The sequence below is a fragment of the Sphingomonas sp. BLCC-B65 genome (genome assembly GCF_028550675.1).
In the GTDB taxonomy this organism is placed as follows: domain Bacteria; phylum Actinomycetota; class Actinomycetes; order Actinomycetales; family Microbacteriaceae; genus Microbacterium.
In genome coordinates this window covers 1742461-1768233 of sequence record NZ_JAQQGL010000001.1, presented here as the reverse complement: position 1 = coordinate 1768233, position 25773 = coordinate 1742461, and the positions used below count along the sequence as shown (strand labels likewise).

The window sequence follows — 25773 nt, the reverse complement described above, 5'->3', positions numbered from 1 at the left end:
ACATTTGTTCGATATATCCACAGGTGACCGTCGCGGCATCCCGGGGAGAGCGACCGCCTCAGTGGTGTCCCGCGCCCACCTTCGACCCCGCGATCGGCTTGGCGGCGCCGGATGCCAAGCCGCTCATGGCGATGAGCCCGACGATGATCCAGAGGGTGTTCAGGATGCCGATCTGGTGGCTGACCCAGCCGAGGACGGGCGGTCCGCAGAGGAAGGCGACGTACCCGATCGTCGCCGCTGCGGAGACGGATGCCGCGGCCTTGCGGGGATCGTCGGCCGCAGCCGACATGCCGAGGGGGAAGCCCAGCGACGCGCCCGCCCCCCACAGGGCGACGCCGATGAAGGCGACCGGAAGGTTCGGCGCGAGAATGAAGACGACCAGACCCACCCCGGCGGCCACCGACAGGGCTCGCAGGGTCCACACGCGACCGATGCGGTCGACGAGCGGGCCGCCCACCGCGCGGAACACCGTCATCGCGACGGAGAAGACCGTGAGGAAGACCGCTCCGGTGGCCTCCGACTCGTTGTGACCGTCGACGACCGCGATCGTCAGCCAGTCGTTCGCACTGCCTTCGGCGAAGGCCATGCCGAGGATGATGGCGCCGATCGCGTAGGTGCGCGGATCGCGCCAGACCTCGAGCGCGGCATGCAGACGCTCGCGACGCCCCGGAGACGCGGCGTCGGGGTTGACCGAGACCTGCTCCTGCAGGGGGATGGATCGCAGCGCGTTGGCCGTGATCACGAGCCAGACGACGGCCACGGTGCCGAGGTGCCACGATGCACCGACGCCCCAGGCCGTCATCGCGACGCCGATACCGGCGCCCGCGACGGTGCCGAGGCTGAAGAACGCGTGGAAAAGCGGCATGAGAGTGCGCTCGAACGCCTGCTCGACCTCGGCCGCCTCGACGTTCATCATGACGTCCGTGGCGCCGAAGCACAGGCCGAGGGTCGCCAATCCGATCACCGTCAGGGGATAGGACGACAGCGCGTCCACTCCCAGCGCGGCCAGGAACAGGCCGATGGCGATGCCCACGATCGTGACGGACAGCCCGCGCTTGGCGCCCCAGCGAACGACCACGACGTTGGCCGACATCACGCCGATGAGCGAGCCGGCACCCATGGCGAACAGCAGGATGCCGACCTCGAAGTCGTCGATCGCGAGGTTCTGCTTGACGGCCGGCAGCCGCGACGCCCAGGACGCGAAGGTCACGCCGCACAGGAGGAACAGCGTGAAGATCGAGGTGCGCCAGCGGACGAGCTGGCGGCGGTCGAGGTGGGAGCGGGAGATCACCCCCTCACTGTATCCACATTTCTCGAATCGATTCGATCCTTCGACGACGAGCGCGCCACGTCCCCGATCTCCGGCCCGAAACGATTCGACGCGGGTTAGCATCGGGGAGTGACGAACCGCCGGGCCACCATCGCCGACGTCGCCCGCGTCGCGGGCGTCTCGCCGTCGACGGCGTCCGTCGTCTTCAGCGGCAAGACCCCGGTCTCCGACACCACGCGACTGCGGGTCATCGAGGCCGCCGACTCCCTCGGCTACACCGGGCCCGACCCCCGCGCCGCCTCGCTGCGTCTGGGCCGCAGCGGCATCGTCGCCGTGGTCGTCGGTTCATCCTTGAACTTCATGTTCGTCGACCCCGTCCAGCGTCTCCTGATGGACGGGCTCGCCGAAGCCGTCGCCCCCCTCGGTGCGGGCCTCCTCCTCCTTCGCCGCGACGCCGAGCTCGACATCGAGAACGCCCCCACCCTGACGACGGCGTCCATCGACGCCGCGGTGCTCATCGGCTGCGATGGGTCGCTCCGCGCGTCGCTGCCGATCGTCCAGGCCCGCGGCATCCCCGTCGTGGTGGTCGAAGGAGACGCCGGCGAGGGCATTCCCCGCATCGCTCTGGACAACCGTGACGCGCAGCGGCGGGCGGCGCAGCACGTCCGCGATCTCGGCCACACCCGCGTCGCGATCGTCACGCTGTGGCAGGACGCCGCCGGCACGGTCGGGTGGATCGCGCCGGATGCCGAGATCGCGGTCGACGTGACGCGCGATCGTCTTCAGGGAGCTCGTGACGTCTTCCCCGACGCGCCGGCCTTCGCGTGCGCGGGCAGCTCCATCGACGACGGATTCGCCGCGGGGCGCGTGCTGTTCGCCGACCCGCGCACCCGGCCCACCGCCGTCATCGCGCAGAGCGACCTTCTGGCCGCCGGTGTCATCCGCGCCGCCGAGGATGCCGGTCTGCGCGTGCCCCAGGACGTCAGCGTCACCGGGTTCGACGGCGTTCCCGTCGACGGGCTCGCCCCCTACGAGCTGACCACGCTCGTCCAGCCCGCGACGGCCAAGGGCCGCGCGGCAGGCGCCGCGATCGCTGCGATGCTCGACGGGCGTGAACCGGAGTCGGTCGACCTCACTTCTACATTCCGCATCGGTAATACGACCTCGCGCGCCGGGTGACACCGGGCGCCCGGTAGACTGGCCTTCCGACCCCCGCGACCCGTCAGGAGGCCAGATTGCTCGTGCTCCTGGCTGCGTTCGCGGTGATTCCGCTGGCGCTGCCGTGGCTGGTCGGGCGAATCGGCTCGCGAGCATTCTTCGTCGCAGCGCTGCTGCCGGTCGTGGCCTTCGTCCACGCCGCCATGGCCACGCCCGAGGTCATCGCCGGTCGGGTGCCGGCCGAGTCCCTTCCTTGGATCCCCCAACTCGGCATCGATCTCTCGATGCGCATGGACACCCTCAGCTGGGTCCTCACGCTCATCGTCACGGGGGTGGGAGCGCTCGTCCTGCTGTATTGCCGCTGGTATTTCGACGGCAAGACGCAGGGCGTCGGCCTGTTCGCCGCGGTGCTCCTCGGGTTCGCAGGGGCGATGTACGGACTCGTCCTGACGGACGACATCATCGTGCTCGTGATGTTCTGGGAGATCACCAGCATCCTGTCCTACCTGCTCATCGGCTTCTACCACGCGCGCGGCGCGAGCCGACGAGCCGCCCTCCAGGCGCTGCTCGTCACGACACTCGGCGGACTCGTGATGTTCGTCGGCGCGGTCATGCTCTCGGTGATCTACGGCACGAACAGCATCACCGCGATCGTGAGCGGTGCGGCGGCCCTGCGGCCGGGAAGTGACGGACTGCTCGCCACCGCGATCGTTCTCCTGCTGGTCGGTGCGCTCAGCAAATCGGCCATCTTCCCCTTCCACTTCTGGCTCCCCGGTGCGATGGCCGCGCCCACGCCCGTGAGCGCGTATCTGCATGCGGCCGCGATGGTCAAGGCCGGCATCTATCTGATCGCCCGGCTCGCGCCGGCGTTCGCCGAGAACGAGCTGTGGCGACCGATCGTCATCGGTCTGGGCATCTTCACGATGCTGCTGGGCGGCTTCCAGGCGCTGCGCGAATCCGATCTCAAGCGCATCCTCGCGTTCGGCACGGTGAGCCAGCTCGGCATGCTCACCGTCGTGTTGGGCTACGGAGAGCGCAACTCCGCGCTCGCGGGCCTCGCGCTGCTGATCGGCCACGCGCTCTTCAAATCGGCGCTCTTCCTCGTGGTCGGCGTCATCGACCGTCAGCTGTCGACCCGTGACATCGGCGAGCTGTCCGGTGTCGGTCGCCAGGCACCCACGCTCGCGGTGGTGTCGATCATCGCCATCGCGTCGATGGTGGGGTTCGCCCCCACCGTCGGTTTCGTTGCGAAAGAGGCGGTGCTCAGCTCGCTGCTCGAAGGCGGCACGCGCCCTGATGCGCTCATCCCTCTGCTCGGCATCCTTCTCGGCTCGATCCTCACGACCGCGTACGGTCTGCGTTTCGTGTGGGGCGCCTTCTGGACGAAGAAGGATGCCGCCGGCGCGGCCCGCCCTGCCACGCAATGGCCCGATCCACCGCTGGGCTTCCTCGCGGCGCCGATCCTGTTGGCCGTCCTGACTCTCGCCGCCGGCTTCGCGGCACCGTTGCTCGATCACGCCTTCTCCGGCTACGCCGACACGCTCCCCACCGCCGGCGGATATCCGTATCACCTGGCGCTCTGGCACGGATGGGAGCCGGCCCTGTTCCTGTCGCTGGCCAGCATCGCTGTGGGCGCGCTGGTGTTCACGATCGCGCAGCGCACGGGCCGCATGCCGCGTCGCGTGCTGCCGTTCACGGCCGCCGACGTCTACAACCTGGTGCTGCGCATGATCGCGCGCATCGCCGTGTGGACCACGACCTTCACCCAGCGGGGTTCGCTTCCGGTGTACGTCGGCACGATCTTCGTCGTCTTCGTGGCGGCCGAGGGCACGGCGCTGTTCGCGGGCGGCGACTGGCAGATCTCGCTCGACGCCTGGCAGACGCCGATGCAGCTGGTCGTCGCGCCGATCATGATCGTCGCGGGCATCTTCGCGGTACGGGCTCGGAAGCGCTACACCGGCGTCGTCCTCGTCTCGGCGACCGGACTCGGCATGATCGCCCTGTTCGCGACGAGCGGGGCACCCGACCTCGCACTGACGCAGATCCTCGTCGAGACGGTCACGCTCGTGGCGTTCGCGCTGGTGCTGCGACGGATCCCCGCGCGCCTGGGCGAGCACAACGCCTCGGTCAAGCCGATCCTGCGGGCGATCCTCGCCGTCGCCGTCGGCGCCACGATGGCGATGGTCGCGATGGTCGCGACCGGTGCGCGCGTCGCGACGCCGATCTCCGATCGCTTCCCCGACCTCGCCTATGAGCTCGGGCACGGCAAGAACGTCGTGAACGTCGCCCTCGTCGACCTGCGCGGCTGGGACACGATGGGCGAGCTGTCGGTCCTGATCCTCGCCGCCACCGGGGTGGCCTCGCTGGTGTTCGTCACCCACCGCTCCGATCTCATCTCGCGATCGATCTCGGCGCTGCCGACGGGGGTCACCCGCACGCGGCGGCCCCTCATCGAGACCGCGGAGGGGCCGCGTCCCCGCGGAAGCGATCCCGACAGCACGCGTCAGACATGGCTCGTGGGTGGACAGAAGGTACGCCCGGAGAATCGGTCGATCCTGCTCGAAGTCATCGTTCGGATCCTCTTCCACACGATCATCGTCGTGTCGATCTACCTGCTCTTCGCCGGTCACAACCTTCCCGGCGGCGGCTTTGCGGGTGGCCTGGTCGCCGGTATGGCGCTGGTCATGCGCTACGTCGCCGGTGGTCGGTACGAGCTCGGGGCGGCCGCCCCCACGGATGCCGGGCGCCTTCTCGGTGCGGGGATGACGCTCGCCGTGGCCTCCGCGGTGGTGCCGCTGCTGCTGTTCGGCCTGCCGCCCCTGAAGAGCGTGTTCTGGGAGGCGGAGATCCCGGTCGTCGGTCACATCGAGTTCGTGACGTCGACGCTCTTCGACATCGGTGTCTACCTCGTCGTGATCGGTCTCGTGCTCGACGTGCTGCGTTCGCTCGGTGGCGAGGTCGACCGGCAGACGCAGGAGCTTCGCGAGAGGGGGGTGCTCGTCTCGTGACCGTCTCGGCCGTTCTCATCGTCATCATGGCCGCCCTCTTCGCGTGCGGCGTCTACGCCATGCTCGAGCGCAGCCTCACCCGCGTGCTCATCGGCTTCCTGCTGCTGGGCAACGCCACCAACCTGTTCCTGCTCGTCGTCATGGGCCGCCCCGGCATCGCCCCGTTCTTCGGTGCGGGCGGCGTCGACGAGATGAGTGACCCGCTGCCGCAGGCGCTGACGTTGACGGCGATCGTCATCACCTTCGCCGTCTCGGCCTTCCTGCTCGCGCTCATCTACCGCTCGTGGCAGCTCGGCCAGGCCGACACGGTGGTCGACGACGAGGAAGACATCGCCGTGCGTGATCGCGGTGCCGTCGAAGAGGACGAGATGGACGACGAGACGTCCATCGAGGACGAGGATGAGGACGCGACGACCGACTTCATCGGCACCGAGACCGCCCCGATCACGGTGCTGCACCATCGCGATCTCGACGGCATCCGCGACGACGCCCCCGTCGACCGTCCGGGTCGAGACGGCCGAGACGGCGGTGATGCGCGATGAGCGCTCTGGTTCCCCTTCTCGTCGCCCTGCCGCTGCTCGGCGCCGGCATCGCGCTCGTCTTCGGTCGCCAGCGCCGCGTTCAGGTCGGTGTGTCGGTCGTCACGCTCACCCTCGTGCTGGCGATCGCCGCCGTGCTGCTGTACACCGTCGACTCGTCGGGGCAGGCGATCGCCGTGTCGGTGGGCGGCTGGCCGATCCCGTTCGGGATCGTGCTGTACGTCGATCGTCTCGCGGCGCTGCTCGTGGTGATCTCGAGCATCGTGCTGCTTGCCGTTCTGCTCTTCTCCGTCGGGCAGGGCGCCGCCGACGGCGACGACGACACCCCCGTGACGATCTTCCACCCCTCGTACCTCATCCTGTCGGCGGGCATCTTCAACGCGTTCATCGCGGGCGACCTCTTCAACCTGTACGTCGGCTTCGAGATCCTGCTGGTCGCCTCGTACGTGCTCATCACCCTCGGTTCCACGGAGTCGCGCATCCGCGCCGGGGTCGTCTACATCGTCGTATCGCTCGTCTCCTCGATCCTCTTCCTCGCCGCCATCGCTGCCATCTACGGCGCCCTGGGCACCGTCAACATCGCGCAGCTGGCCGAGCGGATGACGGAGCTTCCCGATTCGACGCAGCTCGTCCTGCATCTGATGCTGCTGCTCGCCTTCAGCATCAAGGCGGCCGTGTTCCCGCTGTCGTTCTGGCTGCCCGACTCGTATCCGACGGCGCCGGCACCCGTCACGGCGGTCTTCGCAGGCCTGCTGACGAAAGTCGGCGTCTACGCGATGATCCGCACCGAGACGCAGATCTTCCGGGACAACGACGTCAACACGCTGCTGCTGATCGTCGCGTTGGCGACCATGATCGTCGGCGTCCTCGGTGCGCTGGCCCAAGCCGAGCTCAAGCGCATCCTGTCGTTCACACTCGTCAGCCACGTCGGCTACCTCGTGTTCGGGCTCGCGATCGCGACGCCCCTCGCCCTCGGCGCGACCATCTACTACATGGTCCACCACATCATCGTGCAGACCACGCTCTTCCTCGCGGTCGGTCTCGTCGAGCGTCGTGCCGGCTCGACATCGATCCTGAAGGTCAAGGGGCTGATGCGCGCCGCACCCCTGCTCGCGGTGCTGTTCTTCATCCCGGCGATCAACCTCGGCGGGCTGCCGCCGTTCTCGGGATTCATCGGCAAGCTCGCGCTGTTCGACGCGGCGGCCGAGGTCGGCACGCCACTCATGTACCTCCTGATCATCGGCGGCATCGTCACGTCGCTGTTGACCCTGTACACCCTCATGCGCGCGTGGAACCTCGCCTTCTGGCGCGAGGACGACGACCATTCGGAGGAGACCGGCGTCGTCGAGCGCATCTCGTACCTCGGTGACGCCCCGGCCGCCGACGACGAGGGCGCGCGCCGCGTCATTCCGCGCATCATGACCGCGACGACGGCGGGGATGGTCGCGGTCACGGTCGCCCTCACGGTCTTCGCCGGTCCCCTCTACGCGCTGTGCGCGAGCATCGGCGACGCGCTGCTCACGCCCGTGACACTGGTGCAGCTCGACGACGGGGGCGGATCATGAGTCCGACGTCGTCGGTGGCGGCTGCCGTCTGGCGCCAGCTTCCCTTCTTCGTGTGGCTGGTCGCCCTGTGGATGCTGCTGTGGGGTCAGTTCACGGTGCTCGCCGCCGTGACCGGCGTCGTCGTGGCGCTCGTGGTCACCCGCGTGTTCCGACTGCCGGCGGTCGAGCTGTCGGGACGGGTGAACCTCTGGTACGGCCTCGTCTTCGTGGTGATGTTCTTCCTCGCTCTGATCCGTGGATCCTTGCTCGTCGCGTGGCAGACCCTCAATCCGCGGCGCTATCCGGGCACCGCGGTGATCGCAGTGCCGCTGCGCACCGACGACGACCTGATCATGGCCCACGTCGGCGTGACGGCGTCGCTCATCCCGGGCTCGCTGATCGTCGACGTCGACCGTGACCGGCGCATTCTCTTCCTGCACGTCATCGGCGTCTCCTCCGCCGAGGATGTGGAGAAGCAGCGCCGCGCCGTGCAGGGCTGGGAGGCGCGCATCGTGCGCGCGGTGGGATCGCGCGCCCAGCTGCGGGCCATTCAGCAGATCGGTGCGCGCTCGCCGCGGGAAGGCGGCGCACCTCGATGACCGTTCTCATCATCGCCATCTACGTCGTCTTCGCGGCGGCGGGCCTTCTCACGCTGTGGCGCATCATCGTGGGGCCGTCGATCCTCGACCGCGCCGTGGCATCGGACGTGCTGCTGACGCTCGTCATGTGCGCCCTGGGCGCGGACATGGTGATCAACCACCACACCCGGTCGCTGCCGGCGCTGCTCATCATCGCTGCCGTCGGTGTCTTCGGCTCCATCGCGGTGGCGCGCTTCGTCGCACGGAGGGACAACACCGACCGATGAACGATCTCCTCGACATCGCGGCCCTCGTGCTCGTGCTCATCGGCGGTTTGCTGTGCGTCACGGCGGCGATCGGGCTGCTGCGCTTTCGCGATGTGCCGACGCGGCTGCATGCCGCGACGAAGCCGCAGGTGCTCGGGCTCATTCTCATCTGCCTCGCGATCGCGCTGTCGCTGCGCAGCTGGCCGGTGGTCGCCTTCCTCGTCCCCGTGGTGATGATGCAGCTGGCCACCGCGCCGCTGTCGGCGCACATGGTCGGACGCCAGGCCTATCGCAACGGCACGATCGACGAACGCTCGCTGTACGTCGACGAGCTCGACGAGGCCCGTCGCACGCCCCCTGCGGCGGGCGGCTGAGCGCGAGAACTCCTCCCCATCGGCGGATGTGCGGGCGCTGCCGGCGGCACTTGTGGACAACGGCGCACTCGTCCGGCATCGCCGCCACACTGGACGAGTCGGGGGCCGGACCGTCAACTGGGGGGTCACAGGTCCGGCCCCGGCATCCCTCCGCTCGGTCCGCGGCCGCGTCCCCCGATCGGCGGGAAAGTCCGGACGCTCGGGCGATGCGGCCGACGCGGCGCGCTGGTGGACTGGAAGAACCGCGTGAGAGAGGCACGAATCATGACAACCGCGAGCACGCCACCCCTGACGCTCGAGCCGGCGATCCGCGACGACCTCGCCGACGTCGGTCGGCGCATTCAGGCGGCTTTCGCCCCCGCCGTGGAGAAGGAGACGGGGCAGCCCAGCACGGAACCCATTCCCAGCGATCGTGAGCTCGCAGAGTCGTTCGATGCTCCCGATGCCGAGGTGCTGCACCTGCTCGAGAACGGCGAACGCGTGGGAGGGGCGGTCGTCGTTCCGGGCCGGGAGGCGGGCCGCCGCGCGCTGGAGCTGTTCTTCATCGATGTCGGTCGCGAGGGCAAGGGACTCGGTCGGCGGGCGTGGCGCGCGATCGAGGAGCGCTACCCCGACACCCGCGTCTGGGAGACCTTCACGCCGCACTTCGAGGTGCGCAACATCCACTTCTACATCAACGTCTGCGGCTTTCACGCGGTCGAGTTCTTCCACGAGGGCCACCCGCATCCCGGCCCGCCCGAGGAGCCGGATGCAGCGGATCGACCGGGTGAGAGCTTCGACGGCGAGGATCGCGGCTTCCGCTTCGAGAAGGTCATGCTGCCGCTGCGGTGACGCGCCTCGCGCAGCGACCTCAGGGTGCGAGTGACGGCGTGCGGGCCATCCCGAACTCGTGTCGCAGCACGCTCCGCGCGGCGAACCATCCCGACTGCCCGTGCACCCCCGGCCCAGGGCTCGTCGCCGCGCCGCAGAGGTAGACGCCCGGCAGGGGTGTGCGCCACGGCTCGGCACTGAGCACGGGCCGTGCGAGCAGCTGGCGCAGGGTCGCGGCGCCGGCCGCGATGTCGCCGCCGATGTAGTTCGGGTTGTCGGCCTCGAGCTGCGCGGCCGACGTGCTGCGCGACGTGATGATGACATCGCGGAATCCGGGTGCGACGTTCTCGATCGCGCGGGTGACGGCCTCGGTCTGGTCGAGCGTCGAACCGGCCGGAACGTGCGTGTACGCCCAGAGGGCGTGGTGGCCGTGCGGCGCCCGTGTCGCGTCGAAGACCGATGGCTGGGAGACGAGCACATAGGGGGATGCCGCGTGTCGCCCGGCGAGCACCTCGCGTTCGGCCGCAGCGATGCGGGCGCGTGTGCCGCCGATGTGCACCGTGCCGGCCTCGGCGATCCGCTCGTCGGCCCAGGGGACCGGACCCGAGAGAGCGAACTGCACCTTGGCCGAGCCGCTGCCGTAGCGGAACTGCTCCAGGCGCCGCCGGTAGCCGCTCGGCATCCGCTCGCCGGCGAGCCGCACGAGCGCGCGCGGGGTGACGTCCAGCACCACCGCGCGAGCGTTCAGCTCGTCGAGCGAGGCGATCTCGTGGTCGAGCACGATCTCGCCGCCGTGTGCGCGGAGATCGTCGGCGAGGGCGTCGGAGATCGCCTGGGAGCCGCCCATCGGGATCGGCCAACCGGCCGCGTGCGCGTGCGTCTGCAGGGCGAGGCCGGCGGCCGCGGCGATCAGACTCGGCTGCGGCGCGATCGCATGGGCGGCGACGCCGGTGATCATCGCCGGAGCGACGGCGCCGCTGAAGGGCGCATTCCAGGCGGCGCTGCCCTGCAGAACCGCTCGCGCGCCGAAGCGGGCGCTGACGAGAGGATGCGGAGGCACGCGCAGCAGCGGGGAACCCGTGAACCGGGCGATCTCGCGCGAACGCGCGGCGAGCGGCGCGATCAGGCGGCGGTAGGCGGCGCCGTCGCGGCCCAGGCTCTCGACCGTGCGCTCCAGATCGCGATAGGCGATGCCGGAGCCGCCGTCGGCGGCGCTCAAGGGATGTGCGAACGAGATCTCCGGTGTGACGAACTGCACGCGACGCGCGAGCCCGAAGGCGCGGAAGAAGGGTGAGGCCAGCGCCAACGGGTGCACGGCCGAGCACGTGTCGTGGTGGAATCCGGGCGCGACCGTCTCGGCGGTGCGGGCTCCGCCGCCGAGGTGCGACATCCGCTCGAAGACGCGCACTGACAGGCCCGCGCGTGCGAGGGTGACGGCGGCGGCCAGTGCGTTGGGGCCTGAGCCGACGACCTCGACGTCGGTCATCGGCCATGCGCTGGTCGCCATGGAGCCTCCTCCGGGGTCCCTTCCCATCGTAGAGGCGGCCCGCCCGCCGTCGTCGGGCGGGCCGCCCGCCGTCGCCGGGCGGGCAGCCGACGGGACGATGCCCCGGCGCCCTATCCGATGAGACTCGGCTGCAGGTCGCGGAGCGTTCGGCGGTGGGTCATCCGGGTCACCCCCACCGCCGCCAGCGCCAGCGCCCCGCCGAGCCACAGCAGCAGCACGCCGATGTCCGTGCCCACGCGGGCGAGGTCGCCGCCGTACATCAGCTGGCGCATCGCGTCGACGACGTAGCCCATCGGCAGCACGTGATGCAGTGCTGCCAGCGGTGCCGGCAGCGTCTGCCAGGGGAAGGTGCCTCCCGCCGTCACGAGCTGCAGCACCATCAGCACGAGACCGACGAACTGGCCCACCGAGCCCAGCCAGACGTTCAACGCCAGGATGATCGCCGCGTAGGTGAAGGAGGCGAGCATCAGGATGCCGAGAGTGCCGAGTGGGTTCGCGAACCGGAAGCCGAGGGCGAACGAGAGCACGCCGAACAGCGCGACCATGCCGACGCTGCCCAGGAAAGCCGGGGTGAGCCAGCCCGCGATGGTGACCCGGACGGGCGAGCGCAGCGCCGTGACGGCTCGGCGCGAGATCGGCTTGACGATGAGGAAGAGGGCGTAGATGCCGATCCAGCCGGCGAGGGCAGCGAAGAACGGCGCGAGCCCGGCACCGTAATCGCCCGCGGAGGTCTGCGCACTCGAGCTCACCGCGACCGGATCGGAGATGGTCTTGGCCTGGGCGTCGCGGGTCGCGGCATCCGTGTCGGGAATCGCCTGCACCCCCGAAGCCAGACCGTCGCGCAGCTGTGCCGCGCCGCCGGCGACCTGACCAGCACCGGACGCGAGGGTCGCCGCGCCGGCCGCGGCCTGGTCGGCGCCGTCGCGGAGCGAGCCGGCGCCGCCGGCGACCTGCGTCGCCCCGGCGGAGACCTGCGCGGCGCCGGATGCGACCTGCGCTGCCCCGGACGCCAGCTGATCGACCTGTGACACCGCCGCCTGAAGACGGTTGTTGCCGGTCACCGCGGCGTCTCCGATGGGATCCAGCGCGGCGAGCACCCGGTCGATCGTGGCCTGGTCGACGCCGCGGTCGGCCAGCAGCGTCGCGATGTCGGCGCGGGCTTGCGGGAGGGCGGCGACCACCTGCTGCCCCGCGGATGCCGCGCGATCCGCGTATCCGTCGAGCGTCGCCGTCCCCGCCGAGACGCGGTCGGCGCCGTCGGCGACCTGCGCGGCGCCCGAGGCGACCTGGTTGGCGCCGTCGGTGAGCGTTCCCGCGCCCTGCGCCAGCGCGGCGGTGCCCTGCGCCAGTGTCGTGCTGCCTCCGGCGACCTGGGCGGCCCCGTCGGCGAGGGTCGTGGCGCCGTCGGACGCCTGCACGAGCTGGGCGCGGATGTCGGCGAGCCCTCCCAACAAGCGCGAAGCCGCCTCCTGGCCGACGAGCTCGGCGACCGAGCGGCGGATCTTCTCGACGGCCTGGGTGCCGATGGTCGATGCGAGGTAGTTGTTGGCGTCGTTGGTCTGCAGGCCGATGGTCGCCTGGCGCGGTGCGGAGCCGCCGGAGGAGACGAGGGCCGCGGAGAAGTCCGAGGGGATCGTGACGATGAAGTCGACCGTCCCCTCGTGCAGAGAGGTTGCGGCATCGGCCGCGCTCATCGCGCGCCAGTCGAAGGCGTGGCCGTCGATCAGCTGCTGCGAGACCTGGCTGCCGTACTGCGCCGCATCGCTGCCGGTCCCCGACCCCTCGTCGAGATCGACCAGGGCGACGGGAACCTCGGAGAAGTGCCCATACGGGTCCTGGTTGGCCCACAGGTACAGCCCGCCGTAGAGGACGGGCACGAGCATGAGGGCGACGAGAGCGATGACCGACATGCGCGTCGCCGTCAGGCGCCGCAGCTCGGCGGCGATCATGGCGGGGATCTTCATCGGTGGCCTCCGGCGAGGGGAGCGGTGGTGCGCAGGCGCACCCGACTGGGCTTGAGGACGCGGGCGCTGGAGGGATGCGGCGCCAGGGATGCCGAAGTGTCGATCAGGGCCGACGCGGCGGCCTCGCCGGCGATGACGAGCACGGCGTAGCCTCGCTCGCCGAACTCCTCGGCGAGCTCCCACCACTGCACGGGGTCGCCCCCGTGGCGGTCGGGGGAGACGAGGACGAGGCCGTCGACCCCGGGGCGCGCAGAGGCGAGTTCGAGAAGGATGCGCAGTCGGTGCGCCGGTGCGAGGTCGGCGATCGGCAGTCGCGCCGACGAGCGCAGGTCGTGCTCGTCGAGCCACCGTCGAGCCGACAGAGGATCGGAGGCGAGGCCTGCGAACATGAGCTCCTCGGCGACGACACCGGCCACCGCGATGTTCGGGGCGGGCTCGCTGACGTCGGGAGCATCGACCAGGGCAACCCGGCGGCGCAGCGCGTTGTGCGCGCGGCGGTCGGTGGCGTCATCGAGTGCGACGGTGCCGGCGTCGGGGCGCATACGCCCCGACGCGATGAGACCCAGCACGGTGGGGCGCTGTTCGGTCTCGGCGACCGCGAGCGTGGCGCGCCCGCTGCGGTAGGTGAGGCTCGTCGCCCCCAGGGCCTCGCCGCGGCGCCCCTTCTGCACCTCATCCAGACGTACGCGCATCACTTCGTCTCCAGCACATCGGGGTGGGCGTTCAGCAGGGCTTCGGACTCCCGCCAGGACAGCCCGGCGATGCTGAGGACGGCCCGCACGGCCAGCGAGGTCGCGATGGGCGACGATGCATCGATGCGGCTGACCGCCGCGCGCGCCGTCTCCTCGATGAGGCGGGCGAGAGTCGGGGCGGCCATGTCGACGCGGAGGGTGCCGTCGTCCTGGCCGGCGCGGACGACCTGGACGAGGGTGCGCCGCAGGGGGGCGAGTGCGGCGGCGGTCTGCTCGAGGCGGGTGTCGTCGAGCGCGAGCGCGGCGGCCACCTGCACGTGGGCGGCCTCCGCCCACAGGGCCGCCGTCAAGCGTGCGAGAGCGAGCGGGGGATGCGGCTCGTGGAGCGACGAGGCGATCGCATTGAAGCGCTGGGCGCCGGCGGCGATGAGCTCGGTGAGCAGTGCCTGACGGTCGTCGAAGTGTCCGTACAGCGCACGCCGTGACAAACCCGCCGCGCGCGCGATCTGATCGATCGAGGCGGACGGATCGAGCGCCAGGGTGGTCGCGGCCGCCTGCAGGATGCCGGCACGATTGGCAGCGGCATCCTTTCGGGGGCGTCGAAGGGGTGCGGTGGTGGTCACCCGATCAGTGTATTAACGTGCACAGCAGTGTGCAAGTTTCCTGAGCGAGGAGCGCAGCGACGGGTCGAAACGCGGACGAGTCGGAGCGCAGGCTCAGTCGGCGCCGAAGTCGAACGACGCCGACTCGGATGCCTCGTCGACCGCCTCGGCGAGCTGTTCGCGCGCCTCGTCGAACGGAGCCGCATGCCCGGTGATCTCCGCCGACGCGCCCGATGCGAGCTCGCCCACCAGTTCGGCGGTCGCACCGCCGATGAGCCCGAGACCCGCGTACTGCTCGAGACGGGCCCGCGAGTCGGCGATGTCGAGGTTGCGCATCGTGAGCTGGCCGATGCGGTCGGTCGGACCGAACGCGGCGTCTCCGACGCGCTCCATCGAGAGCTTCTCCGGCGAGTACGACAGGTTCGGCGACACGGTGTCGAGGATCGTGTAGTCCTCGCCGCGGCGAAGACGCAGGGTGACCGTGCCGCTGATGGCGGAGCCCACCCACCGCTGGATCGACTCGCGCAGCATGAACGACTGCGGCTCCAGCCAGCGTCCCTCGTACATGAGGCGGCCGAGCCGGCGACCCTGCTCGTGATAGGTCGCCAGCGTGTCTTCGTTCAGGATGCCGTTGACCAGGCGCTCGTACGCGATGAACAGCAGCGCCATGCCCGGCGCCTCGTAGATGCCGCGGGACTTCGCCTCGATGATGCGGTTCTCGATCTGGTCGCTCATGCCCAGTCCGTGACGGCCGCCGATGGCGTTGGCCTCCTTCACGAGCGCGACGGTGTCGGTGAACTCGGCGCCGTTGATGGCGACGGGACGACCGGCCTCGAAGGTGATCGACACGTCTTCGGTCGCGATCTCGACCGCCGGATCCCAGAAGCGCACGCCCATGATCGGGTCGACGATCTCGAGTGAGACGTCGAGGTGCTCGAGGGTCTTCGCCTCGTGTGTGGCGCCCCAGATGTTGGCATCGGTGGAATAGGCCTTCTCGACCGAATCGCGGTACGGGAAGTCATGGGCGACGAGCCACTCGCTCATCTCCTTGCGACCACCCAGCTCGGTGACGAAATCGGCGTCCAGCCAGGGCTTGTAGATGCGCAGGGCGGGATTGGCGAGCAGGCCGTAGCGGTAGAAGCGCTCGATGTCGTTGCCCTTGTAGGTGGATCCGTCGCCCCAGATGTCGACGCCGTCCTCCTTCATCGCGCGCACGAGCAGCGTGCCGGTGACGGCGCGGCCGATCGGTGTCGTGTTGAAGTAGGTACGGCCGCCGGAGCGGATGTGGAACGCGCCGCACGAGAGGGCGACGAGCCCCTCTTCGACCATCAGCGGCTTGCAGTCGATGAGGCGCGACTTCTCGGCGCCGTACTGCAGCGCGCGACCGGGGATCGATGCGATGTCGTCTTCGTCGTACTGCCCCAGGTCGCCGGTGTACGTGTACGGAACGGCGCCCCTGTCGCGCATCCACGCGACCGCGACCGACGTATCGAGCCCCCCGGAGAAGGCGATGCCGACGCGCTCGCCGACGGGCAGGGACTGAAGGACCTTCGACATGGAACCTCAGTCTACTGAGCGGCGGCGGTGCAACCTGCGGAGGCGGCCCCCCCACTCGCGGGGGTCACCGGATTCGCATAGCTGTGCATGTATGCCCTATGGTCGGACCCACGTGCGCCCTCCGATGTGGGATCGGGGCTGCCGACGTGGGGTCGGTGGCAGGGGCGCTCTACCTTGGGGGTAGTTGGCATGCGCGCTGCGCGCTCTTCTGTCGTGTCCGCGAAGCGTCCGTTCGTCGCGGGGCTTCTCGTCGTTCTTCTGGCGCTGGGCGGAGTCGTCGGCGGCATCGCGCCGGCAGCGACCGCCGCCGGCGGTCCCGGCGACTACCTGCAGATCGACAAGAGCGTCGACAAGCCGACGCCGCTCCCGGGTGACACGTTCACGTACACGGTCAAGGTCACGTGTTCGGAGCAGGACTGCCTGGGCGCTCAGCTCACCGATGCCTTCCCCGCCGCGCTCGTGGGCTTCGACATCGAGAGCGTGCGATTCGCTCCCGACACCACCCCGTACGCCGTGACCTGGACCGGGGGAGCGAGCACCCCGCCGGCGAAGGTCGCCGCCGGCACCGCCGTGACGGTCGACATCAAGGAAACGACCGACACCCCCGTCGGCGTCGGTATGTCGGCGGGCACCACCTTCTCGATGCTGGTCAGCCTCCGCGTGCCCGACAACTACCCGCCCGGCCAGAGCGGCGACATCGTCAACACCGCGAAGGTCACGGCGACCAACGCGAACCCGGTCGACAGCTCGGCGACGATCAACATCAACGTTCCCGAGAACATCGCTGTCGGCGTGACGAAGACATGGTCGCCGAACCGTCTGTCCTACGCGCCCGGAGCCGCGTCGGCCATCGCCCTCGGCGTCTCCAACGCCTCGAACGTCAACGTCGACAAGCTCGTCATCCAGGAGCCCAAGACCGCCGTCGACGGAGCGTCCACGCTCGACGCGAGCAACCCCTTCACGATCACCGACTTCACGGGGTTGCAGAACGTCTCGCTGCCGGCGTCGTGCACGTCCGTCCAGGTCGACGCGTATGTCTTCCAGGGCGGTACCTGGACGTGGAAGACGGGCCCGCCCGCCGCCACCCCGACCCTGCCGAACGGCGTCACGAATGCGCAGGTCGGCGGCATCCGCCTCACCTGCGTCGGCACCATCGCGCCCGGTGACACCGTCGCACTGGGGCTCGGCCTCGCCCAGCGCTCCACCCAGCGCGACACCGGAGCCGATCTGTCCACTGCCGAGCACCGCGTCGACAACGTGGCCAACGGCATCGCGGCCGTCGGTACGCGCACGGCCACGAAGGATGCCACGGCCAGCTACACGGTCGCACCCTCGATGCCGACGGTGCAGACCGCGAAGAACATCGCTCCCGGTCAGATCACCGCCGGCCAGAAGGCGTCGTCGACGCTCTCCGCCACCAACGGCGCGGTCCCCGTCAGCGAGCTGCGCGTGGCCGACCTCGACTTCTTCTCGACCGACGTGGCCTTCGGCGGGTTCACCGCCGCGCCCGTGTGGCCGGCCGGCGCCAGCGCGGCGAAGGTCGTCTACCACCTCGCCGCCGGCGGAACCCAGGATGTCTCCTTCGCGAATGGCGCCGTGCCGGCCGCGCCCGGAGGGCCCGTGACCGGCTTCGAGCTCGTCTTCACCGGCTCGCTGATCCAGGCGAACGCGACCGCCAACGCCGCCTTCACGATCGCCACCACCGAGAACGCGACCGGCGCAAAGCCGAGCGTCACGCTGACCAACACCGTCGCCTCGACGGTGACCGCCCCCAACGGTCTGACCGCGAAAGCGACCGACGATGCCACGCTGACGGTCATCGACCCGTCGGTCTCCGTCACGATCGACAAGACGGTGCGCCCGGGTGCCCCCGTCGCCCCCGGTGACAGCGTCATCGCCTCCCTGCGCACCGTGGCCTCGGCCACCGGTGACGGAGCCCGCATCAATGACATCGTCGTGGAGGACGCCTGGAACGGCGCGCAGGACGCGTTCTGGAACGCCTTCAGCTTCACCTCCGTCGCGCCCACACAGGTGCCGGCCAACACGACGCTGACCGTGCAGGTGCGTCGTCACGACGGAACGTGGGTGACGCTGGCGACCGCGCCCGCGCAGGCGCAGGCGTTCGTCTTCCAGATGGATGCCGCGGCCACCGCGGCCGCCCTCGCGCCGCTGGCTGCCGCCGACGTGGAAGGCATCCGTTTCACCTTCCACAGCGACGCGGGGTTCGCCGATACCACCAACGTCACGCCGAACCTCGTCTTCGACGCCCGCGCCGATCGTCGCACGGGCGGCGCGACGACTCCCGGCCCCGACAAGCCCACGACCTACACGAACACCGCGGTCTCGAGCGTCACCGGCAAGAGCGACGGCGGCAAGACGCTGATCGACGATGCGACCGACACGGCACCGGGAACGATCCAGACCGAGCAGAACCCGCCGGGCCCCGGACCCGACATCCAGAAGCGGTGGACGCGTGACTTCCTCGATGCCCAGTCCGGGCAGCGTGCCGACACGACGCTGCGCTGGAACGTCTCCTCGGGCTTCGCGCCGGTGACCATCACCGACCCCGCCACCGACGCCGGCACACCGTCGTCGACGGCCTATGACGCGTTCGACCTCGTCTCGGTGGCGGCGATCGCCCCGAGCGCCGACCCGTACAGCAACGGTTGGTACCTCAAGTACGACACCGTGACCGCGGTCGAACTCTTCTTCGACGGCACGTGGCACACCGTCGCCGCGCCCGGTGGCAGCTGGATGACGGCAGGCCGCGGCTTCGTCGGATACACCCTCACCGCGGAGGAGTCGGCGAAGACCACCGGCGTCCGCCTGGTGATCGATGAGACGGCGGCCGACACCGCGGCCCGTCAGGCCGCGCGCCAGACCGGTCCCGCTTTCGATCCGTTCGCGCCCGCCCCGGGCTCGGGAGTCGGCTCCGGCAGCGTGCAGCGAGAGTTCGACCTCACCTGGCAGCTGCGTGACGTCACGCGCTCCTCGGGAACCCCGATCACGGCGGACTCGCTGCTGAACACCTCCACCAAGGGCATCGTCGACAACGCCGTCCAGATCAGCTCGCACCCTCTCGCGGGCGGCGCGGACATCACCGACGGCGACCACGACACGATCCAGATCCTCAACCAGCCGCCGGGAGTGAAGGTCACCAAGTCGGCCACGCCGACGAGCCAGATCTTCACGCCCGTCACCGGCACGCCCGCGCAGAGCTATCCGACGGCGCAGTGGACGATGACCGCGCACAACGACGCCACGGCCAAGGCGAGCGCGTTGCGGATGACCGATCCGGCCACCTGCAGCCAGACCGCACTGGCCGGGTGTCAGTCCGATGTCTCCGCGGCCTTCGCCGACCCGTTCGACACGTCGAAGAACTACCTCACGGACAGCGGCACTCCGACGCCCTTCGATCGCTTCGACGCGACCAAGATCACGATTGCCTCGAGCATTCCTGCCCAGATCGACGCGTCGGGCTCCACGGTATGGCTCCTGCATCACTCCGGCGGCACGTACACGACGACCTCGCACACCATCGCTCAGGTGAACGCGTTCACCGCCGAACAGCTCTCCGACGTCGTGGGCGTCAGCGTCACGTTCCGCGGCGTGAGCGCGGCGAACACGGGCACGATCGACCAGAGCAACGTCTTCACGGTCACGATCGACAGCCGACTGCGACCCACGCTGCGATCCAGCGGCGATGCGCAGGTGCTGCCGGCAGGAAAGACGGTCGACGTCTCGAACCGCGTCTTCGCCCAGTCGTACGACCCGGTGCTGGCGCCGACCACGAAGACGGGTGACGTCGCCGACGCGAAGGTCGTCCTCACCGGCGGTGTCGTCAACATCACCCCGACGAAGTCGGTGAGCGCGGCCTCCATCGCCGAGCCGGCGAAGAGCACGCCCGTCACGGTGACCCTGGGTGCGAACCAGGGATCGAACCCGCGCAGCACCCTCTCTCCGAACGTCGTCGTCGTCGAGGACTTCGCCGACGCGACCGCCTTCTGGAACACGTTCGACCTCGTCGGGCTCGGCACGGTGACCCTGCCGGCAGGCGCCGACCGCGTGCGGGTGGATGTGCACACCGGGGGACGCTGGATCCAGGGAACCGCCGCGGCCACCGCCGCGCTGCCCGCGGGCACCGACGTCACCGCTGTCGACGGCATCCGCTTCACCTTCACGCGCGCCGACGGTGCTCTGTTCTCCAACACGCTCCCGGCGGCCAACTGGTCGGCATCGGCGGCCTTCACCGTGAAGGTGCGCGACGCCTACCGCGACGCCAGCGGTCCGGTGAGCTTCGACCACACCGTGACCAACACGCAGTCCTCGCAGTCGACGCGCGTCGACGGCAACGACTCCGCCCTGAAGCAGGCGTCCGCCCAGATCGCGCTCACGCAGGGCACGCACCAGATCGCGGTGAACAAGCTGAGCAACAACGGCGACCGCCTCGTGTCGGTCGGCTCGCCCGTGCCGTTCGATCTCACCTTCCAGAACACCGGCACCGGCTTCCTGACCGTGTCGGAGCTGACCGACACGCTGCCGGTGCAGCTGGACTACCTGACGACACCGGCGCCCGTGTTCACCAAGCAGGCCGACGGCCTCCTGTCGGACAAAGTCACGGTGGGCCTCAGCCCCGACGGTCGCACGGTCACGTTCACGTGGCCGTCGGACGGCAACCGCATGAAGCCCGGTGAAGTGTTCAAGGTGCGGCTGTTCCTCGAGCTGCAGCCCGGACTGTCGCAGGGCGACCGCGCGACCAACACGATGACGGTGAAGACGGCGCAGCAGCTCACCGCGTGCCGCAACACCGTACCCGGCGGATCGACGACCAGCGCGTTCGCGAACGACCCCACGACGTGCGGCACCACCGACTACGTCGGCGTGGTCGCCGGCTCGAACCTGTACACCGTCAAGGGTGTTTCGGGCGCGCTGCCCGGTGCGTACCAGCCGGGCGCCTCGGATGCGATCTGCCAGCAGAATCTCGTCGTCGGCGACAAGGGCTACTTCCGGTCGCCGTGTGTCGCGAACTCCGAGGTGGGCGGCACGGACGACTGGGTGCTGCACAACGTCAACGCGGGGACCGTCCCGGTCGCCGAGATGACAGTGTTCGACCAGCTGCCGACGCCGGGTGACACGCTGCTCATCTCGGGCACGGGTCGCGGCTCGACGCTGCGCCCCGAGCTCCTGGCGGGCTCGCTCAAGGTCGCCGCTCCGGCCGGCACGACGCAGACCGTCGAGGTCACCACCAGCACGGGAGTGTGCGTCAACACGTGGTCGACGCTCACGACCGCGCCGGTCTGCGAGCAGAACGGTGAGAAGTGGACCGTCGCGTCCGACGGCACCGATTGGTCGAAGGTCACCGGCATCCGCGTGCACCTCGACTTCCGCACGACGCCGGCCAAGGCGCTCACGCCGGGTCAGGCTGCCGACGTCACGTTCTCCACCGTGAACAAGCCGGCCGCCGCTGACCGTCCCGACGGCGCGTCGACGAGCGTCCCCGCGAGCGATCAGTTCGCCTGGAACCAGTACGGCGTCAAGTACGAGCTGACCACCGAGAGCACGTTCCGCAAGATCGCTCCGGCCGTCGTCGGCAGCCACCTGCGCTTCGGCTCGATCGCGGTCACCAAGAAGATCACGGGACCGGCGGCGCAGTACGCGCCGACGAGCTTCCTCGCCGATGTCGTCTGCTCCGCCGGCGGGTCACCGCTCGACCTCGGAGCGGCGTCGACCGTCACCCTCAGTGCGGCCAACGACTACACGGCGCGCATCGACGGCATCCCGCTCAGCGCCGAGGGCACGACGTGCACCGTCACCGAACAGGGCGCCGTCGGCGCGTTCGGTGAGACCTCCCGCAGCGGATCGCCCACGACGATCGCCGTCACCGAGCCGGCCCCGCAGGACGGCGATGCGGGCGACGTGCCCGCGCTGCAGGTCGCGACGCTGACGAACGACTACCAGTACAGCGGCCTGTCGGTCACGAAGCAGGTGCAGACCGAGGCGACGGCCGGCGAGTTCGGACCGTTCACGTTCTCGCTGACGTGCACGAGTGCGACGGGAATGCCGGTGGCGTTCGACGATCAGGGTTCCCACGAGCTCACCTTCACGCTCGAGGCGGGCCAGACCTGGACCGCTCCGGCCGACCGCATCCCCGCCCGGGCACGCTGCACGGTGACCGAGACGGACTCGTTCTTCGCGAACCACATCGTGTTCACGGGCACGAACGTCGTCGACGCCGGTGACGGCTCGGCCACGGTCACGCCCGGGGTGGATGCCGCCGCGGTCACCGTGACCAACGGGTACGACGCGGGTCGACTCACGGTCGGCAAGGTCGTGACCGGTGCGGGCGCCGACCTCTACGGCACGGGTTCGTTCGACTTCTCCGCCGTCTGCACGTACCAGGGTCAGAGCCTGCTCGACCAGCGCTTCTCGCTGCGCCACGGCGACACCGAGACGTTCGGTGTGTACCCGACCGGCACCGTGTGCGACGTGAAGGAGCTGACGACGGGCGGTGCGACCGCGGCGACGCTCGACCCGGCCGACGGCCAGGTCACGATCGTGGCGCCGACCGACCCGGTCGCGATCGGCGACGTCAAGGTCACGGCCACCAACCGCTTCGACCTGGCCTCGTTCGACGTGGTCAAGGAGCGCCAGGGCAACATGCTCAATCCCGGTGCGGCGGGACCGTTCACGGTCAGCGCGGTCTGCACGTACGTCGTGGACGGCACCGTCACCGACATCGCCGTGCCCGGGGGAGCGGAGCGCCAGCTCACCGCCGCGAACGACTACCGGGCGGCCTACACCGACCTTCCCGTCGGCGCGACGTGTGAGGTCACCGAGACCGTCACCGGTCACGCGGCCTCCACGAGCATCACGGTGGACGACGCCGACCCCGTGACCGGGACGAGCGCGACGATCGACCTTCACGGGGGCGACGAGCCGCAGCTCATGACCATCGCCAACACCTTCACCGCCGGTCAGATCTCGGTGACGAAGACGGTCAGCGGCACCGCGGCATCCGCCCACACCGGCGACACCTTCGGTGTGACGCTCGTGTGCACCTGGTACGGCGAGAACCTGCCGATCCCGGGCGGCGCCGTCCGCGATCTCACCGTGGGAACGCCCGTCGTCTACACCGATCTGCCGACGGATGCCGCGTGCGTGCTCACCGAGACGCGCACCGGCGAGGCGAAGCAGGTCACCATGACCGTCGACGGCGGCCACTCCGCCAACCCGGCGAGCGTCGTCATCACCGCCGACAGGACGATCGCGGTCGGCGTCGACAACCGCTTCGACAAGCCGTTGCCGGCCACCGGTGGCAGCTCGGCGCTCGTGCTCGGGGTGTCCGGCTTCGGGATCGCAGGTCTGATCGTCGGCATCGTGCTGTTGACGCGCCGCCGCCGTCGCGAGATCTGACGGATGCGCTGAGCGGACGGGCGAGGTGACCCTCGCCCGTCCGCTCAGCGGTGTCGGAGCGCAGGACGGGCCGCTCGATAGGATGGGGTGTACCGGCATTCCCGGTGCAACCGTCCGATATGCGCCAGAAGGCCGAAAACGGGGGAGCAGTCCATGCCAGGAATCGTGATCGTCGGCGTCCAGTGGGGAGACGAGGGCAAGGGCAAGGCCACCGATCTGCTCGGTGAGCGCACCGACTGGGTCGTCAAGTTCAACGGCGGAAACAACGCCGGTCACACCGTCGTCATCGGCGATGAGAAGTATGCACTGCACCTCTTGCCCTCCGGCATCCTGTCCCCCGGCGTCAACGCCGTCATCGGCAACGGCGTCGTCGTCGACCTCGAAGTGCTCTTCGCCGAGCTCGAGGCGCTCAACGCCCGCGGCCTCGACACGTCGCGCTTGAAGATCAGCGCGAACGCGCACGTCATCACCCAGTACCACCGCACGCTCGACAAGGTCACCGAGCGCTTCCTCGGCAAGCGCATGATCGGCACGACCGGTCGCGGCATCGGCCCGACGTACGCGGACAAGATCAACCGCGTCGGCATCCGCATCCAGGACCTCTTCGACGAGAACATCCTCCGCCAGAAGGTCGAAGGCGCGCTCGATCAGAAGAACCACCTGCTGGTGAAGGTCTTCAACCGCCGCGCGATCACCGTCGACGAGGTCGTCGACGATCTGCTCTCCTACGTCGAGCGCCTGCGCCCGATGGTCTGCGACACGGGGCTGCTGCTCAGCCGTGCCCTGGATGCCGGCGACGTCGTCGTCTTCGAGGGCGGCCAGGCCACCATGCTCGACGTGGACCACGGTACCTACCCGTTCGTGACCTCCTCCTCTGCCACCGCCGGTGGTGCGTCGACCGGGTCGGGGGTCGGTCCCAACCGCCTCGATCGCATCGTCGGCATCGTCAAGGCCTATACGACGCGCGTCGGTTCCGGACCCTTCCCGACCGAGCTGTTCGACGACAAGGGCGAGTGGCTCCGCAAGCGCGGCTTCGAGTTCGGCACGACGACGGGTCGGCCCCGCCGCGTGGGCTGGTACGACGCGCCGATCACGCGCTACGCGACCCGCATCAACGGCATCACCGACCTCGTGCTCACCAAGCTCGACATCCTCACCGGGCTCGAGCAGATCCCCGTGTGCGTCGCGTACGACGTCGACGGCGAGCGGTTCGACGAGGTGCCGGTCAACCAGAGCGACTTCCACCACGCGACACCGATCTTCGAGTACTTCCCGGGCTGGCAGGACGACATCTCCGGCGCGCGGAGCTTCGAGGATCTGCCCGTCGCGGCGCAGGAGTACGTGCTCGCTCTGGAAGCGATGAGCGGCACGCGCATCTCGGTGATCGGTGTGGGTCCCGCCCGGGACGCGGTCATCGTGCGCCACGATCTCGTCGACTGAGGTGCGCTTCTTCCTCGGCGGGTATTCCGCCGACATGGGCGGTCGCGCGGAGGGCATCAGCACGCTCCTGGCTGGAGACCCCGACGATGGATCGGCCGGGGGAGAGCTCGCCCGGCGCGCGGAGGTCGCCGTCGGCGCCGAGTCGCCGTCATGGATCGCGTGGCATCCGACGCGTGCGGTCGTCTACGCCGCGCTGGAGGGGCGCGGCGTCGTGCAGGCATATCGCCGCACCGGCGAGGAGGGCTTCATCGCCTTCGGCGCCCCCGTGGAGGCCGGCGATGCCGTCTGCCATCTCGCCGTCGCCCCCGCCGCCGACGCATTGATCGCGGCCTGCTGGGGGGATGGGCGCCTCGTGCGCATGTCGCTGGATGCCGAGGGACGCCCGTCCCAGCCGAGCGTGCTCGCCCCCGCGTCCGATCCGTATGCCCTGGTCGGCATGTCGCAGGAGCCGCGGCCGTCGCGCGCGCACCACGTGCGGTTTCTGCCGCGCGACACGATGGCGACGACCGATCTCGGGCTCGATCTCGTGCGTTTCTGGCGGGGCACGGGGACGCAGGGCTCGCGCGACGTCGCGCTTCCGCGGCAGACCGGGCCGCGCCACAGTCGATGGCATCCGTCGGAGCACCTCTTCGTGGTGACCGAGCTGTCGAACGAGCTCTATGCGCTGGCGCCCGACGCGAGCGGGCAGTGGCGCGTCGCCGCCGGCGTGGCGTTGTCGCCGGGCGCGCTCGCCGGAGACGCCGCGGCCGAGCTCGCCTTCTCGCGTGACGGCCGCTTCGTCTACGCGGGGCTGCGCGGTTCGAACACGATCGCCGTCGTGGAGGTGCGCGGTGACGGGGCGCAGCTGCGTCCCGTCGCGCTCGTCGACGCGGGCGTGGACGGGCCCCGGCATCACGTCGTCGTGCGCGACACCCTCCTCGTCGCCGGTCAGCACTCCGACGAGATCGCCGCGCTCACGCTGAACGAGCGCACCGGGGTGCCGGGGCGAGCGCGACGCCGTGTCGACGCCCCCTCGCCGACCTGTCTGCTCCCGGCATCCTGAGGCGTGGGG

The 25773-nt window shown here is 70.0% G+C and carries 17 protein-coding genes; 11 read left to right on the top strand and 6 right to left on the bottom strand.

Annotated elements, in window-relative coordinates; genetic code table 11:
• Positions 1–58: 58 nt before the first annotated feature.
• Complete coding sequence (locus PP359_RS08305; RefSeq protein ID WP_499250320.1) at positions 59–1291, bottom strand: MFS transporter; 1233 nt, start codon at positions 1289–1291, stop codon at positions 59–61.
• 108 nt (positions 1292–1399) lie between these two features.
• Between PP359_RS08305 and PP359_RS08300 the strand changes: the two genes are divergently transcribed.
• The 8 genes from PP359_RS08300 to PP359_RS08265 all read left to right on the top strand — a co-directional run bounded on the left by PP359_RS08300 (position 1400) and on the right by PP359_RS08265 (position 9568).
• Positions 1400–2449, top strand: a complete 1050-nt coding sequence (locus PP359_RS08300; protein WP_036319437.1) for a LacI family DNA-binding transcriptional regulator — start codon at positions 1400–1402, stop codon at positions 2447–2449.
• A 62-nt stretch (positions 2450–2511) separates the two neighbouring features.
• On the top strand, positions 2512–5436 hold the full coding sequence (locus PP359_RS08295; RefSeq protein WP_499250815.1) for a Na+/H+ antiporter subunit A: 2925 nt from the start codon (positions 2512–2514) through the stop codon (positions 5434–5436).
• Positions 5433–5978, top strand: coding sequence for a Na(+)/H(+) antiporter subunit C (locus tag PP359_RS08290; RefSeq protein WP_039415297.1), 546 nt, complete (start codon positions 5433–5435; stop codon positions 5976–5978). Before PP359_RS08295 ends, PP359_RS08290 begins: the two co-directional genes overlap by 4 nt.
• Complete coding sequence (locus tag PP359_RS08285; protein ID WP_036319434.1) at positions 5975–7540, top strand: Na+/H+ antiporter subunit D; 1566 nt, start codon at positions 5975–5977, stop codon at positions 7538–7540. Before PP359_RS08290 ends, PP359_RS08285 begins: the two co-directional genes overlap by 4 nt.
• Positions 7537–8118, top strand: coding sequence for a Na+/H+ antiporter subunit E (locus tag PP359_RS08280; protein WP_036319432.1), 582 nt, complete (start codon positions 7537–7539; stop codon positions 8116–8118). Before PP359_RS08285 ends, PP359_RS08280 begins: the two co-directional genes overlap by 4 nt.
• Positions 8115–8384, top strand: a complete 270-nt coding sequence (locus tag PP359_RS08275) for an MrpF/PhaF family protein (RefSeq protein ID WP_036286829.1) — start codon at positions 8115–8117, stop codon at positions 8382–8384. Before PP359_RS08280 ends, PP359_RS08275 begins: the two co-directional genes overlap by 4 nt.
• Positions 8381–8737: a monovalent cation/H(+) antiporter subunit G gene (mnhG, locus tag PP359_RS08270; RefSeq protein WP_036286831.1), complete on the top strand. Its 357-nt coding sequence runs from the start codon at positions 8381–8383 to the stop codon at positions 8735–8737. The genes PP359_RS08275 and mnhG overlap by 4 nt, the downstream gene beginning before the upstream one ends.
• A 264-nt stretch (positions 8738–9001) precedes the next feature.
• Positions 9002–9568, top strand: a complete 567-nt coding sequence (locus PP359_RS08265) for a GNAT family N-acetyltransferase (protein WP_499250319.1) — start codon at positions 9002–9004, stop codon at positions 9566–9568.
• Positions 9569–9587: 19 nt separating this feature from the next.
• Here the strand turns inward: PP359_RS08265 and PP359_RS08260 are convergent, their stop codons facing one another.
• The 5 genes from PP359_RS08260 to argG form a co-directional block, all read right to left on the bottom strand.
• Entirely contained in the window at positions 9588–11054 is a 1467-nt protein-coding gene (locus PP359_RS08260; protein ID WP_499250318.1) for a phytoene desaturase family protein, read from the bottom strand.
• A 110-nt stretch (positions 11055–11164) separates the two neighbouring features.
• Positions 11165–13018 (bottom strand): YhgE/Pip family protein, encoded by a 1854-nt coding sequence (locus PP359_RS08255; protein ID WP_499250317.1) that lies wholly within the window; start codon positions 13016–13018, stop codon positions 11165–11167.
• Positions 13015–13710, bottom strand: a complete 696-nt coding sequence (locus tag PP359_RS08250; RefSeq protein ID WP_036286837.1) for a hypothetical protein — start codon at positions 13708–13710, stop codon at positions 13015–13017. The genes PP359_RS08255 and PP359_RS08250 overlap by 4 nt, the downstream gene beginning before the upstream one ends.
• Positions 13710–14333 (bottom strand): TetR/AcrR family transcriptional regulator, encoded by a 624-nt coding sequence (locus PP359_RS08245; protein WP_039415311.1) that lies wholly within the window; start codon positions 14331–14333, stop codon positions 13710–13712. Before PP359_RS08245 ends, PP359_RS08250 begins: the two co-directional genes overlap by 1 nt.
• 93 nt (positions 14334–14426) lie before the next feature.
• A complete protein-coding gene (gene argG, locus PP359_RS08240; protein ID WP_294981882.1) occupies positions 14427–15869 on the bottom strand; it encodes an argininosuccinate synthase in 1443 nt (480 codons plus the stop codon).
• Positions 15870–16082: 213 nt separating this feature from the next.
• On the opposite strand from argG, the gene PP359_RS08235 reads away from it, so the two are divergent.
• The 3 genes from PP359_RS08235 to PP359_RS08225 all read left to right on the top strand — a co-directional run bounded on the left by PP359_RS08235 (position 16083) and on the right by PP359_RS08225 (position 25764).
• The gene (locus PP359_RS08235; protein ID WP_347418193.1) at positions 16083–23282 is read left to right on the top strand and encodes a DUF5979 domain-containing protein; all 7200 of its coding nucleotides are present in this window, start codon (positions 16083–16085) and stop codon (positions 23280–23282) included.
• A gap of 153 nt (positions 23283–23435) precedes the next feature.
• Positions 23436–24722, top strand: coding sequence for an adenylosuccinate synthase (locus PP359_RS08230; protein ID WP_036286848.1), 1287 nt, complete (start codon positions 23436–23438; stop codon positions 24720–24722).
• Positions 24670–25764 carry a lactonase family protein gene (locus PP359_RS08225; RefSeq protein WP_499250316.1) on the top strand — a complete coding sequence of 365 codons (1095 nt, stop codon included), beginning with the start codon at positions 24670–24672 and terminating at the stop codon, positions 25762–25764. The genes PP359_RS08230 and PP359_RS08225 overlap by 53 nt, the downstream gene beginning before the upstream one ends.
• The last annotated feature ends 9 nt before the right edge of the window (positions 25765–25773 follow it).

Bases quoted from the DNA above. Each gene is read 5' to 3' on its own strand.
- PP359_RS08285 (WP_036319434.1), top strand. From the start codon at position 5,975: ATGAGCGCTCTGGTTCCCCTTCTCGTCGCCCTGCCGCTGCTCGGCGCC.
- PP359_RS08280 (WP_036319432.1), top strand. From the start codon at position 7,537: ATGAGTCCGACGTCGTCGGTGGCGGCTGCCGTCTGGCGCCAGCTTCCC.
- PP359_RS08275 (WP_036286829.1), top strand. From the start codon at position 8,115: ATGACCGTTCTCATCATCGCCATCTACGTCGTCTTCGCGGCGGCGGGC.
- mnhG (WP_036286831.1), top strand. From the start codon at position 8,381: ATGAACGATCTCCTCGACATCGCGGCCCTCGTGCTCGTGCTCATCGGC.
- PP359_RS08265 (WP_499250319.1), top strand. From the start codon at position 9,002: ATGACAACCGCGAGCACGCCACCCCTGACGCTCGAGCCGGCGATCCGC.
- PP359_RS08260 (WP_499250318.1), bottom strand. From the start codon at position 11,054: ATGGCGACCAGCGCATGGCCGATGACCGACGTCGAGGTCGTCGGCTCA.
- PP359_RS08255 (WP_499250317.1), bottom strand. From the start codon at position 13,018: ATGAAGATCCCCGCCATGATCGCCGCCGAGCTGCGGCGCCTGACGGCG.
- PP359_RS08250 (WP_036286837.1), bottom strand. From the start codon at position 13,710: ATGCGCGTACGTCTGGATGAGGTGCAGAAGGGGCGCCGCGGCGAGGCC.
- argG (WP_294981882.1), bottom strand. From the start codon at position 15,869: ATGTCGAAGGTCCTTCAGTCCCTGCCCGTCGGCGAGCGCGTCGGCATC.
- PP359_RS08230 (WP_036286848.1), top strand. From the start codon at position 23,436: ATGCCAGGAATCGTGATCGTCGGCGTCCAGTGGGGAGACGAGGGCAAG.